Raw genomic sequence first — 12,110 nt, 5'->3', positions numbered from 1 at the left:
CCTCACTATGAGTTCAGGTCGGGAGTGGGGGCATTTAACTGCTGAATTTGATAATGGGCTTCATTGGCGTTTTTACAGTTATCTGAGGCATCGCCGGTTTTCTGGCATTTTTCATACACTGCTTTTAGCTCATCGGGATGATCTTTGTACCACTGAGTGGTTTTGGCTTCTTCTTTGCAGCCACTGATGATGAGTAATAAGGACAGGAAAGAGAGGGTTAATAAACGCATGTGAGACTCCTTTAGCCGTTTAAATCAGGGGTTGGCGAAGTTAACTGTTGCTGATTCCACTGTTTAATACGCACATCTTCAAGGACTTTTTCGCGCTTTTCTGCTGCCTTCACGCTCATTTCCCACTGGTCAGTGAGCGTGTTCAGCATCACTGATTTTAGCTGAATACTGTTGGCAAGGTCCTGAGACTCCTTTGAGTCTTTGGATAGTGCGATACGGTTCGAGAGGCCGTTAATCTCGCCCAGCGTCTGGCTGACCTGATCCTGGATCTCGTCAGTCTGCTCAAGCTGGATCGCCTTATTGATGACCAGCTGTTTGCAGGTATCAGCATAGCGTCCTGACTGTTCGGCATTGCAGGTATCGAAAACCCGGTACTTCGCGTACAGCGCATCGAACTGTCCTGAGGTGCCGCCGGAAAGTAGCAGGTCATTGAGTGTCTGGCCGGGTTTGCGCATTTTTTCCAGATCCGATTTCAGACTCTTCGCCTGATCCACAAAGTCTGCAACATCCCGGACGCCGGTGGCCGTCGCTAACTGATTTTTATAGGCCTGGATCTGGCTTTGATAATGTTGCGCGGTCTGCATCCAGCGCTGCGTTTCTTTCAGCCATTCGAGCTCACGCAGCGGGTCAGCATCAACAAGGACAGGAATACCGGCATGTGCCAGCGGGCTGGCAATGACGCACGCGAAAATCAGGGCATGAAAACGCCTTTTCATCATGGATCTCCTTTGGGTTATCAGAGTGCCTGAGCCAGGTAGGGTTCCAGCCATTCATGGGGCTGCATCCCTTCACGGTACAGGGAATCAAAGATTTCGAGGTTATCGGCGCTGCCGCTCATCACTCGGGTGTATCTGCCGACACCGGAGAGGTCGAGCGTCACGCGTGCAGCAAAACGTTTTGTGTCGCCACGCCTGAACTGATTTTTCACTACCACATACTGGCGGGCCTGCGGATCCAGGTTTTTCACCACATCGAACACTTCCGGTTCAAACTTCATCCCGTCAACATAGTGCGCCCGGTCGGCACTGGGGTTGGCTGCCAGGATCTGCGTGCCGCACTGCTCAATAACGGCGGGCGCAATCTCATCTCTGATGATCTCCGCCGGGGACTGGGTGCCCACAACCAGCATCCCGTTGAGTTTACGGATGGTTTTCAGTCGGTTATAGGCGAAATCCTTAAAGATCGGATCCCGCAGCCATTTCCAGAACTCATCCATGAAGATAACCAGTCGTCTTCCGTCGAGCAGCGTGGTGATGCGATACAGCAGGTAAAAGGAGATCGGCGCACAGACATTGGCATCATCGAGAAACTCTGTGCCGTCAATGCCAAAGTTATCGCAACGGCTGATATCGAAAGTGTCTGAGGCGTTATCAAACACCCAACCAAACTCGCCACCCTGCGCCCACTGCGACAGGCGAATACTCAGGCCATTCTCCTGTGCCTCCCGGGTGGCAGGCTCAGGTAAATTCTCCAGTAAACGGGTGATCCCATAGATGCGATATTGTGGTTCATTACTCATCACCGCCATCACGGCGTCATTCAGGCGGCGTTCATCACGGGGCGTGATGGTCGCGCCGTTACGTGTACACAGCAGTTTCATCAACTGACTGATGAAACTGATATTGCGTTTGGTGGGCAACAGCGAAAACGGGTTCCAACCCGTGGGGTCGCCATGCGTGATGCGATAGTAACGACCTCCCAGCGCCCGGATATTCATTTCCGCGCCCCGATCTTTGTCCAGATAAACGGTGGTCAGTCGTTTGGTTTTTGCATCAGGAGAAAAACTGTCCGTACGGCCGTATTTCTGCTGCATGTTTTCAAGGAACGTCATCAGCATGGTTTTACCCGAACCGTTGGTGCCGAGAATGCAGGTACTGGCCGGGTTCTTCTCGTTGAACTCGTCCTTGTCCGCCAGCGTGTTATGCAGGTTCAGATAGTAGCCATCCCCTGACGGGGTGCGCAGCAAGGCCATCGCATCCCCCCAGGGCGCGTTATCGCGCTTTCCGGGATAGAAATTGTGCAGTGCGGCCAGCTCAACAAAGTTCTGACTGCTCAGCTCTCCCTTCCGGGGTCGCAGGTGATAATTGCCGGGCAGTTGTGCCATATACGCAGCTGAAAGAGAAAGCGCGGCGGGAACCGGTGTAATGCCGAGGTTGTTCAGGGCATTGCTGATTTCACTGGTATCGGCCACCAGGCTGTCCAGCGAGCGGGAAAACACCATGATGGAGAAATGGTGTTTTCCATAGGCGATTTTCCCCGAGGTCAGCAGGTCGAGCGCCACATCCAGATCCAGTCGCTGTGACACTGCATCGTCATCTGAACTCATTAACAGACGTCGGGTACGTTTGATGGCCTTGCGGGCTTCTTCACGTGACATGCAGGTGTACGACTGTGTAATTATATAATCGCAGGGGGCGTACAGCAGCGAGTCCATCATCCCTGTCGCGGTCTCCTCCGGGAACTCCTTCACCTCCAGCCCCCGGAAATACTGTGTGCCGCTGGCGTGGTTTATCTGCCCGGACTCGCCAGAAAAGAACAGCGCCGCCGACCCCATCATTGAATACGCCGGAGCGCGGGTGACGCGTACCCTGCGCCACTGGTGCGTCAACAGGTACTCATAAAAGGATAACTGGGAGGAGAATACCGCGTGATCTTCGGTAAACGTGCCAAGAGGACGTGCGGCGTAGCGTGACAGTGCGGTATCGAGCGATTCTTTGATTTCCAGCATTTCCCGCAGTGCAGCGTCAAGCTCTTTCAGTTTCTTGCCGTCATTCATGCGTCTGCGCCCGGCTTTTTCCAGACTGACAAATGGACGGTAACAGACGGTCAGGAACAGGCGGTTACGGCGAAATGGGTCCGCCGCCAGCGAGGCATAATACAGACGGCTGATTTCATCGGCGTAAGGGTTGTCGGATGTCTTATGCAGCGAATCGGTAAACGGCTCCCGCACATTATGGATATAAAAGGTGACCGGCATCCCCTCGAATGAGCGGATGAGTCCGTGCAGCTGGTTGCGGTCAATATTGAGGGTTTCTTCTGATTCGCAATCGAACGGGGTCCCCGTCAGTTCCCAGGTGCAGTAGAGATCACTGTGTGGTGAGCGAACAACATGCTGATGAATATGCGATGAATACGGAATGTACTTCCTGAGCGTGGCACATTGATTCAGTTTCATGGCGTTGAGAAACTCCGTGATATCAACAGCATCATGCTTGACGGGCATAAATACTGTTGCGCCAAACAGCCGGTTTGCTGCCGGTTTTCCTCTTGCCCTGAGCCAGACGGCAATCAGGCTGAACCGCATGGGTTCATTCCGGGTGACAGACTTCATTACCAGAAATTCAACCGGGAGCAGGGCAAGGAAAGCGACGGAAGTCCAGACAGCGGCGATGATGGTGATACCGGTGACACCCAGCAGGGGCACCATCGGCACTCCCCACAGTGCCGCCGGGCGCTTCATTGCTTTGAGCAGCTTTGCCATAGATGACCTCTCAGCTCATCAGCAGTGCGCCGATCTCACTGCCTCCACCAATCAGGATCCCGCCAATAATGATGTAGGCGCACTGGGACAGGCTTTCGCCTTTCCAGAGCGTCTTGTAACCCACCCAGATCACGGCCACGGTGATGGTGATGGCCGCCAGACCATGAAGACCGGTGGAGACTTTCTCCATCACGGTGTTTGCGCGAGTGAAACCATCGGCAAACGCCGGGGTAGTAGAAAAAACCATGAGCACACCTGCGGAAACAGCACTGACAGCGGTCTTTAGCTTGCGAAAAAGTATCATTATTCTTCCTCACGGGGTGACTGGGAGAGGCTCCGGCGCACTGACGGCGCGGAGGTTTGTGCGATGGCGGTTTTCCCCTGACGGAGTTTTGCGGGGACGCCCCGAACAACGGTCCCCGGCCAGATCAGACGGGGAGGGGATGGCTTATCAACAGGGATGGCTTCGAGGGGAGTCGGCGTTGTGGATTTATCCGCGCGGGTGCCCGGTACGGCATAACGGGGAGATGCCGAAACATAACCTATCCGCTGCACGTAGCTGGTCCCGGAAAATGCCGCTTCAGGTTGTTGTCCGGTACGGAAATTGCCGGAGTAATAGCAGCTCAGCGCCCTTTTCAGGGAACCGCCACGTTGGTAGCAGTCGCTGAGAATGCGTTCAAAAACGGACAAATTGGTGCAGGGATCAAGCAGGTCAGAGGCCGTCACGCCGTAATGATGGAAATTGGTGCTGGTGATTTGCATCAGCCCCACAGAGTAACGGCGTCCCTGTGCCATAAGGCGGCGAATAATATGCTCAGCTTTTTCCCGGCTGGCGGGCTGATGGGAGATAACATTGTTATCTCCGAGGGAGCGAGTGGCCTTCGGAATAATTTCGGCGATGGCATAAGGGTTAAAACCGGATTCCACCCGTGCCACGTCGAGTGCAGTGGACGGATGAATGCTGGCGGCACACTGCATGGCCGCCGCCAGAAAGGCAGTGGTGGAAAGCATGATGGCCTCGGAATTGAAGGCAGTGTGTCAGTCAGTCGACCCGGCACGCTGCGGAGTAAGGAGTAATAAAGAAGGGTTAAAGCGCCGTTTCGCCGGGTTCCGCACTCTGTGGAAGATTGCTATCCTCCCGTGGCTCAAGCAGGACCAGTTTGCCGGAAACCGCAATACCGGGTGTCAGGACAATATTCAGGCCGGGTTTGCCATTATGGGCAAATGCCACACCAACCCTTGTCCAGTAGGTGTTTTTTTCGCCCTGCATATCAGGCGGGACTTCCTGGGTGACAAATACGTGGTAGATGGGTTTTCTCATGAATTATCCTCTCATCAGAATGACAACGAATGAAATAAACGGGTCACATCCCGATTCTGCATTCCGGTTTTAACGGGTCAGCGAGAACATTCAGCGGCACCCTGAATTGTGGTTGTGTGACAGCCCGACTCACATTGTTAAAGAGCAATACTCGGCCCGGACGAATAAACGTCCATCAAGCTCGTCAGTGGAAGGTGACGCGATTAGCGTGCGATATCAGTGTTAGGAGGGGAATGCTAAAATCAAAATGGGAATGAGAGATAAAATAAATAGTGTGTTAATTATTTGTACGGGTGGGTTGTCTCAACTTAAATTTGATCAGGAACTGTTGTACGTCATGGACAAAACTAATCAGGTAAACAGGTAAATGGATTTTTGAAAAGAAGCCGTAGTCGGCGAAATCAGAAAACGGCCTTAATAGCTTTATTCAGAAAAAGATCGTTACCAAAAGCCGTTTCTCATATTATTAACATGTTCGATAAATCAAGTGGTTCTGCCACGTTGGGGCAGTGCACTTACAATGACGGCTACAACTATCACGCTACCGCCAAGTAATGTTCTGGTATCTGGCGCAGTGCCAAACCACACGATACTGAACGTAATCGCCCAAACAGGTTCAAGAGATATAATAACCGCAGCTTTTCCTGCATCCACATAACGTAGAACATACGTCAGCATGCTGTAAGCCACTCCAGTGCAAACCACGCCAATAAAGATGATGTGAAGAAGGGATGAAAAATCCGCCTGCATAATCCCTCCTGCGCCCATTGGGGTTACCACTATGGCGCAAAACATACACTGAATAAAGGATGACTGCAGAGGGGTTCCACTCGTTTTCGCATGGTTATTATACAGAACAATAATGGCATAGGAGGCCCCGGCCGCTAGTGCCCAGAGCAGCGCATTGCGGTCGCTTCCTCCTACCACGATATTCGGAGAAATAACAATAAGTCCGGCTGCAATCAGAAACATTGCCAGCACATCACGCCATCCGACATATGAACGGAAAATGCACCATCCAAATACTGAAACAAAGATAGGAAAACAGGCGAATCCAAGTGTGCCAACAGCAACACCTCCTCGTTCAACCCCGGTGAAAAAACACACCCAGTGTAAGGCAAGCAGTACACCATTCATCAGGTAATGAAACCAATCTTTTCGCGTCAGACTATTGAGGGTATATGATCTGGTACAAACCAATACAAGCAGTAGCGTGAGGGTCGCAAAAAAGGCTCGCCCAGCAACAATGGACGATGCAGAAACAGTAAGTTGTTTAGCGAGAACAGCCGATAAGCCGAACAGCATGGTGCAAAGATGAACACCGGCAGATAATTTAATTTTTTCCAATGGTACTACCTCCTAGTGCCAAATTAACATTGAATGATTCCGCAAAAAAACGAATAATTTGGCAACTAACCATTCGATAAACAGATAGGTAAGGCATTTATGAACGATGGAGATTTGGAAATCCAATGGTTGCGAACCTTCCTTACTGTGGTTAAAAAGGGCTCAATGACAGTTGCTGCAGAACAGCTTTGTCGCTCTCAGTCCGCTATCAGCATGCATATTCGCAAACTTGAGGATGTTCTTGCCGTCAGATTATTCAGCCGGGATTCGAAGAAACTTTCATTAACAACTGCCGGGTACGAGTTACTAAGCTATGCAGAAAAACTACTTCTTCTTCATTCTCAGACGAAATCTGCAATAAGGCGTTCTGAACTTTGCGGTAAGGTCAGCTTTGGCATACCTGATGATTACGCCTCCGCATATCTGTCTGAGATTCTCACGTTCTTCTCACAACATTATCCTGCTGTTGAGCTTAACCTGTTATGTGAACCTTCATCTTTGCTGTTGCCCAAAATTGATGCCGGGACGCTGGATGTGGCCATCATTACCCGCGACGTCCCAGACCGAGGTCATTTTCTGTCCCACGAACCGCTTGTATGGGTCGGCTATTTTCCCGAGGACGCGATCGATGATGCCCCGCTGCCTGTAGCAATGTATGAATTCGGTAGTGAGGCCAGAAAAAAAATCATAAGCAGTCTTGAACAGGTGACGCAGGGATGCCGAATTATGTACAACAGTCCGTACATTGCAGGCCAGATAGCTGTTGCCAAAAGTGGGCTTGCTTTAGCCATTCTTACTCAGTGCAGTGTTCCGGAGGGTATGAAAATCATCAATAGCGAGAAACTGCCAAAATTACCAGTACTGGATGTCGCAATCGTCAAAGGTCACCACTGTTTAGATGACCATCCTGCCAGCCGCCTGACTGATGTAGTGATCGATATGTTCAGATAAGAAAAATGTTACTGATTGCTGGTGATGGTCCGTTTTTCGCTCGCAGCTGATTGTAAGGTCTTATCTAAATAACTTTGCATATTACCACTCCACAATATGCATAATGATTTATTAAAATAATGAAAACGTGCAGATAATATAACGTTTCTGCACGTGTATTTTCATATTATCAGTATTAGCGACGTTCAAGAATGGTTTGGCATTCTGTGCAGGTTGTCACGCCCGGAAGAGTTTCCCTCCGCTTTTCGGAAATGGGTTCACCGCACAATCGGCAATAATGTAATGAGGGCGTGGTTGCTGGTTTGAAACGACTCTGTTCAATCATTTCCTCCAGACGCTGCTCATTAAACTCCTGATCACGGTCTATCTCATCTGGCATGCGATGTCCTCCTGTTCAGTGCTTCTTTCTCACAAAGGGTGATGTGGTTCCAGACGGCGGTGAGGGAAGGCCCTTTTTCCCGCGAGGACAATGATTCAGTGACCTGCATCATCGCTTCCAGCGCTTCAGAAGTATCAAGGTTTTCATGACGGTTCTTTTGCCATGACAGCCAGATTTCGGCATCGATAGTTTCATCAGGGATAGGCGTTCGGCCATAAGGGATGGTGACACCCAGCAACCGGCGACGAGTACAGATCTCATTTGAGGTGAGGCCGAAAAAGTGATTCAGGAGCGCAATAGACCCTCTCAATTTTATGGCCCGATTAATCTGTTGCTGATGGTGTGCCTCCTCACGTGAAAACGTCAGGATCTGTTGTAAAGTTTCGTGATGGACAGAGAACGACATAAACTGTGTGGATGCACGGATGACGATGAATAGTTCGTCGAGGGACAGCTGATTGAGGGTATTCAATTCGTCGAATGTGAATCCTAACGTTTCACAATAACGAAAGTTGCCTTCCTTGAGGGCGGCAAGGGCATTTGTTAATACTGCATAATTCAGTGAGGGGAACATAGGTACGCCTCCCTTCAACGCGTTAAGCGGTTAGCTAACTTGAGGTTAATCCATCCGTCAATTTCAGATTCGAGCCAGGCTACGCTAGCAGGCCCAATCTTTATTGAAGAAGGAAAGGTTCCCTCTTTCATGTACAGGTAGATTTGTGAGCGCTTTAGTCCGGTTTTTACTTCCACTTGTTTCAGCCGTAATAACTGATGAGATGTCATAAATACCTCCAGTGCAGAAATGGGATATGCCCGGAGTGGGTAAAAAAACACAGATAGGGGAGGAGGGAAAGTTGATGAGCCCGCATTACGGACACCACAATCCTTAATACGGGTTTTTAGATTGAAGTATGTAGTTTCATTTTAACTGGGCCCTAAATGGACGTAGGAGAACCGCGTTCAAGCGCCGTTTTTAACGTATCGCCGCTGAACCGGTCGGTCATGCCTTCGGCTGATGCCCACTGTTCAAAGATGGATAGAAGTTTATAAGGTTGTCTTATTAGTGGTCTTATAGACTCATTATTTTTACAGGCAAGCCAAAACAGTCTAGATAATGGTGTAGATATACGCGTCGAGGATGTTTCGGAAATATCGTTTTTGGCATGTATACTAAGTAATTTGTCAAACTCGGCCTGTCTGATGACAAAACAAGCATCTTCTGGTAAATCATGAATCGGGAAATATTCACTATGGCTGTATTGATTCGTTTTTTGGTATGGTTTTTTTTCAGTAACATGCAATGCAATATTCTTAGGGAGTTTCATGAGTTGCAGTCTTATCCTTTCACGATATCTGATTTTTTCAAATATTTGAAAATGGCAATCGTCAATGTTGACGGTAAGGCCATAGTTAATATTATTTTCTCCGACTACCGGTAGTGGGATACCGAGGGACCTAGCCAATAAACGTTGAATTAGTATGTATTCATATCCGACAAGCGTGGTATCAATTACTTTTTGCTTGAAGTGAATATATTCTCCTCCGGTAATGACGATTAATCTTCTATTATTGATAAAGCAGTTTTTTTCTAGAATGCATAGCTGGTTAATCAGGTTGCTTCCTATAGTTTTAAGTTTTACTTTAGCATTTGAAAACTTTATTTCTCGTAAGATTACTTGAGATTGAAAATAGATAGAAAGGTTGATGTATCCATATAAAGCATAGCGATAAATGTCAGCTTCTGTTAATTGTGATTTTCTTGTCTTCGTCGCTATAACTATTGCCTCTGGTATCGTAATCCAGTTGTGATTATTTTTCGTGATATTTATTTTTCTATTTTTTATTGTCATGATCAATCTCCATTTATATGACGGCAATCTATTACCTGAAGATCCTTTCTCTTTTTAGTATTTTATGGCATATGTTAGTCTCCAATAAATTTCCGGATAGGTGATCGGTTTTGATAGTCATAGTTGTATTTTTCGATAAATTATTTAATTATATTTTTTCTTGTGATTTTTATTTCATGAGTGAGTTTTTTGCCTGCTCATGTGCTATTTCACAATAAATCTAGACGTGGTGATCCTGTTTTTATAAATTGGCTACAGTGCTGTTGATTATTTTAAAATCCCCTTCGTTAACTTTCCATCGAGGGGTGTAAATTAGCAAGTTCAACGAATTTTTGGAACTTATTTAATTTTTTTAGGCTGGCTGAGTTCATGATGGAGTTAGGAAATACAGGCGACCCTCGTCAGTGAAGATTTGGAAGCCATTCTGGATATCATCATTTTACATCTATATCTGAAATATACTGATGTTGTTTAGTGTAGTGATGCGCTGATACTGAAAACCAAATATCCGTATTCTGAGGATAAACGTCACGCTTTCGAGCCATTACTGGCTCAAGGGCGCTTAAAATTCTAAGTCCTATTAAGATGGAACTGACAATAATCTAAACACCAAAATCTCTCGACTTGGGTCAGTTAGTATGTAGCTGATATCTATCTACACATTGGGGTGCCCCATTTTTATTTGCTTGAGGAATATTTCCTTAATTTTTTCATATCTCGGAGCGGAGGTGAGCCAAACAGTCGGGTATATTCACGGCTGAACTGGGATGCGCTTTCATATCCGACACGAACGGCAGCGCTGCTTGCATCAAGACTTTCGTTCATCATCAACTGTCGAGCTTCCTGTAATCGCAAGTTCTTTAAATATTGCAAGGGACTCATATCTGTCAGCGATCGGAAGTGCTGGCGAAAGGCCGAAGGGCTCATATATGCTTTGGCGGCCAATTCCTCCATCGATAAGTCCTGGGTGAAATTTAGCTTCAGCCATGACAGAACTTTGGCAATTTGCTGCCCGGGTGATCCCTGTGTGACTAGATGTCGCAATGTTGGGCCATGTTGTCCGTGTAGTAACCGCGCGGTTATCTCCTGCTGAATTAAAGGGGCGATGTGAGGAAGTAACGTATGGTCATTCAATAGTCGAATAAGCCGACAGATGGCTTCCAAAAGGCTCTCATCAAGTTCAACTACCGATATTGCACTGGTGCTACACGTTTTTGCTGTATGGGAAAAATCCATATCGGCCACTAATTGGGAGATAAGCCGGGCATCCAGATTCAGACGAATTCCCAGATAGGGCTCATCTGTACTGGCTTTGGTAACATGGGAGACAACCGGCAAATCGACAGAGGTGACAAGGGATTGACCTGGCCCATAGTCGAAGATTTTATCCCCCAGAGTTACCCGTTTCCCACCTTGAACGGTAATGCCTAGCCCCAGCCCGTAGATACAAGGCATGGGTGCGGTGGCGGCGCTTCTGCGATAAAGTGAGAGTGCAGGGATTGCTGTTTCGTAATCACCATCGATAGTTGCCATCTTGGCTACCAATAGTGCCAATCTTTCACTGCCGTTTTGAGCTAGCATCTGCTCCTCCCCTTTTAGTGAGATTTTCCGATATGTTCAGTAATGAAAAGTCTAACATTGTTCTGTAAATATATTGCCGATATTGATAGCGGTTAATCGAATTAGGCAAAAAATCAATCATATCTGGCAAGCGTGAGTTTCACTCACCGAGCCATACTATCTGCCTACAAATGCTGTCTTTCGCACGTCTCTTAAGGCAATCAAACGCAGGAAACATTATGAAGAACGTATTGATCATCAACGCACATCAGTTCTATGAAGGCATTTCGTCAGGGAGTTTAAACAAGGCGTTAATTAGCGTGATTCAAGAGGCAATGGAAAAGCGCGGTTACACGGTGAAACTCACCGATATAGAACGAGGCTATGATATTAATGAAGAGGTTGAAAAACATCTTTGGGCTGACATTATTATCACCCAATCTCCCGTGTACTGGTTCAGCACACCTTGGATTTATAAAAAGTATGTCGATGAAGTCTTTACTGCTGGTCTTATGCAACAGTGTTTCCTGGTGGATGATGGCAGAACGCGGCAAGATCCAAGTCGGCAATATGGTTCGGGGGGGAAAATGCAAGGTAAACAGTACATGCTTTCGCTGACGTGGAATGCCCCGAAAGAGGCCTTTGATGACAAAGAACAGATCTTATTTTCCGGAAAATCGGTGGATGATGTGTTCGCTTACAATACGGTCAATTACAAGTTTTGCGGTGTCGAACCAGTGCCGTCATTTTCGTGTTTTGATGTAATGAAAGCTCCTGAGATCGAGAAAGATATCGAAAGACTGAAAGAACATTTGGCATATGTTTTTTCCTAAAATAGATATCTGGTTGATTACCATCCGTTATGTTTTAAAAGAGCTAAAAAACCTAGACGGTACAATTCTTAAATTTATTAATAGCTATTTTAAATAAATGGATATATCTGGTTTTAATCTATAATGTCGTCTCCTCGTGATTAAGCAGTGTTAATCGA

14 protein-coding genes are annotated in these 12,110 nt (G+C 47.5%); 2 read left to right on the top strand and 12 right to left on the bottom strand.

Translation table 11 applies throughout. The features are described 5' to 3' along the window. Window positions 1–5 precede the first annotated feature (5 nt). The 7 genes from DD586_RS13170 to DD586_RS13140 form a co-directional block, all read right to left on the bottom strand. On the bottom strand, window positions 6–230 hold the full coding sequence (locus tag DD586_RS13170) for an EexN family lipoprotein (RefSeq protein WP_012885322.1): 225 nt from the start codon (window positions 228–230) through the stop codon (window positions 6–8). Between the two features lie 11 nt (window positions 231–241). Further along, a complete protein-coding gene (locus tag DD586_RS13165; RefSeq protein WP_012885321.1) occupies window positions 242–946 on the bottom strand; it encodes a type IV secretion system protein in 705 nt (234 codons plus the stop codon). Between the two features lie 20 nt (window positions 947–966). Next, window positions 967–3,711, bottom strand: a complete 2,745-nt coding sequence (locus DD586_RS13160; RefSeq protein ID WP_012885320.1) for a VirB4 family type IV secretion/conjugal transfer ATPase — start codon at window positions 3,709–3,711, stop codon at window positions 967–969. Window positions 3,712–3,721: 10 nt separating this feature from the next. Further along, entirely contained in the window at window positions 3,722–4,015 is a 294-nt protein-coding gene (locus tag DD586_RS13155; protein ID WP_012885319.1) for a TrbC/VirB2 family protein, read from the bottom strand. Next, window positions 4,015–4,722, bottom strand: coding sequence for a lytic transglycosylase domain-containing protein (locus DD586_RS13150; RefSeq protein ID WP_012885318.1), 708 nt, complete (start codon window positions 4,720–4,722; stop codon window positions 4,015–4,017). The genes DD586_RS13155 and DD586_RS13150 overlap by 1 nt, the downstream gene beginning before the upstream one ends. Before the next feature lie 76 nt (window positions 4,723–4,798). Further along, a complete protein-coding gene (locus DD586_RS13145; protein WP_012885317.1) occupies window positions 4,799–5,032 on the bottom strand; it encodes a hypothetical protein in 234 nt (77 codons plus the stop codon). A 483-nt stretch (window positions 5,033–5,515) separates the two neighbouring features. Beyond that, window positions 5,516–6,379 (bottom strand): DMT family transporter, encoded by an 864-nt coding sequence (locus tag DD586_RS13140; protein ID WP_012885316.1) that lies wholly within the window; start codon window positions 6,377–6,379, stop codon window positions 5,516–5,518. Between the two features lie 99 nt (window positions 6,380–6,478). Between DD586_RS13140 and DD586_RS13135 the strand changes: the two genes are divergently transcribed. Next, window positions 6,479–7,330: a LysR family transcriptional regulator gene (locus DD586_RS13135; protein WP_012885315.1), complete on the top strand. Its 852-nt coding sequence runs from the start codon at window positions 6,479–6,481 to the stop codon at window positions 7,328–7,330. 175 nt (window positions 7,331–7,505) lie between these two features. On the opposite strand, the gene DD586_RS21460 is transcribed toward DD586_RS13135, so the two are convergent. From DD586_RS21460 to DD586_RS13110, 5 genes are all read right to left on the bottom strand, one after another. Further along, window positions 7,506–7,709, bottom strand: coding sequence for a TraR/DksA family transcriptional regulator (locus DD586_RS21460; RefSeq protein WP_012885314.1), 204 nt, complete (start codon window positions 7,707–7,709; stop codon window positions 7,506–7,508). After that, complete coding sequence (locus DD586_RS13125; RefSeq protein WP_012885313.1) at window positions 7,699–8,283, bottom strand: DUF2857 domain-containing protein; 585 nt, start codon at window positions 8,281–8,283, stop codon at window positions 7,699–7,701. Before DD586_RS13125 ends, DD586_RS21460 begins: the two co-directional genes overlap by 11 nt. 14 nt (window positions 8,284–8,297) lie before the next feature. Continuing rightward, complete coding sequence (locus DD586_RS13120; protein WP_012885312.1) at window positions 8,298–8,492, bottom strand: AlpA family transcriptional regulator; 195 nt, start codon at window positions 8,490–8,492, stop codon at window positions 8,298–8,300. 152 nt (window positions 8,493–8,644) lie between these two features. Continuing rightward, a complete protein-coding gene (locus DD586_RS13115) occupies window positions 8,645–9,559 on the bottom strand; it encodes a hypothetical protein (protein WP_012885311.1) in 915 nt (304 codons plus the stop codon). Window positions 9,560–10,237: 678 nt separating this feature from the next. After that, a complete protein-coding gene (locus DD586_RS13110) occupies window positions 10,238–11,140 on the bottom strand; it encodes an AraC family transcriptional regulator (RefSeq protein ID WP_012885310.1) in 903 nt (300 codons plus the stop codon). A gap of 218 nt (window positions 11,141–11,358) precedes the next feature. Here DD586_RS13110 and DD586_RS13105 point away from each other — a divergent pair, with 218 nt between their 5' ends. Next, complete coding sequence (locus tag DD586_RS13105) at window positions 11,359–11,952, top strand: NAD(P)H-dependent oxidoreductase (RefSeq protein WP_012885309.1); 594 nt, start codon at window positions 11,359–11,361, stop codon at window positions 11,950–11,952. The last annotated feature ends 158 nt before the right edge of the window (window positions 11,953–12,110 follow it).

Origin of the sequence: Dickeya parazeae Ech586, assembly GCF_000025065.1 — a bacterium.
In the GTDB taxonomy this organism is placed as follows: Bacteria; Pseudomonadota; Gammaproteobacteria; order Enterobacterales; family Enterobacteriaceae; genus Dickeya; species Dickeya zeae.
This window is presented reverse-complemented; position numbering and strand designations above follow the sequence as displayed.

Bases quoted from the DNA above. Each gene is read 5' to 3' on its own strand.
- DD586_RS13135 (WP_012885315.1), top strand. From the start codon at position 6,479: ATGAACGATGGAGATTTGGAAATCCAATGGTTGCGAACCTTCCTTACT.
- DD586_RS13160 (WP_012885320.1), bottom strand. From the start codon at position 3,711: ATGGCAAAGCTGCTCAAAGCAATGAAGCGCCCGGCGGCACTGTGGGGA.
- DD586_RS13110 (WP_012885310.1), bottom strand. From the start codon at position 11,140: ATGCTAGCTCAAAACGGCAGTGAAAGATTGGCACTATTGGTAGCCAAG.
- DD586_RS13115 (WP_012885311.1), bottom strand. From the start codon at position 9,559: ATGACAATAAAAAATAGAAAAATAAATATCACGAAAAATAATCACAAC.
- DD586_RS13105 (WP_012885309.1), top strand. From the start codon at position 11,359: ATGAAGAACGTATTGATCATCAACGCACATCAGTTCTATGAAGGCATT.
- DD586_RS13125 (WP_012885313.1), bottom strand. From the start codon at position 8,283: ATGTTCCCCTCACTGAATTATGCAGTATTAACAAATGCCCTTGCCGCC.
- DD586_RS13150 (WP_012885318.1), bottom strand. From the start codon at position 4,722: ATGCTTTCCACCACTGCCTTTCTGGCGGCGGCCATGCAGTGTGCCGCC.
- DD586_RS21460 (WP_012885314.1), bottom strand. From the start codon at position 7,709: ATGCCAGATGAGATAGACCGTGATCAGGAGTTTAATGAGCAGCGTCTG.
- DD586_RS13165 (WP_012885321.1), bottom strand. From the start codon at position 946: ATGAAAAGGCGTTTTCATGCCCTGATTTTCGCGTGCGTCATTGCCAGC.
- DD586_RS13155 (WP_012885319.1), bottom strand. From the start codon at position 4,015: ATGATACTTTTTCGCAAGCTAAAGACCGCTGTCAGTGCTGTTTCCGCA.
- DD586_RS13145 (WP_012885317.1), bottom strand. From the start codon at position 5,032: ATGAGAAAACCCATCTACCACGTATTTGTCACCCAGGAAGTCCCGCCT.
- DD586_RS13170 (WP_012885322.1), bottom strand. From the start codon at position 230: ATGCGTTTATTAACCCTCTCTTTCCTGTCCTTATTACTCATCATCAGT.
- DD586_RS13120 (WP_012885312.1), bottom strand. From the start codon at position 8,492: ATGACATCTCATCAGTTATTACGGCTGAAACAAGTGGAAGTAAAAACC.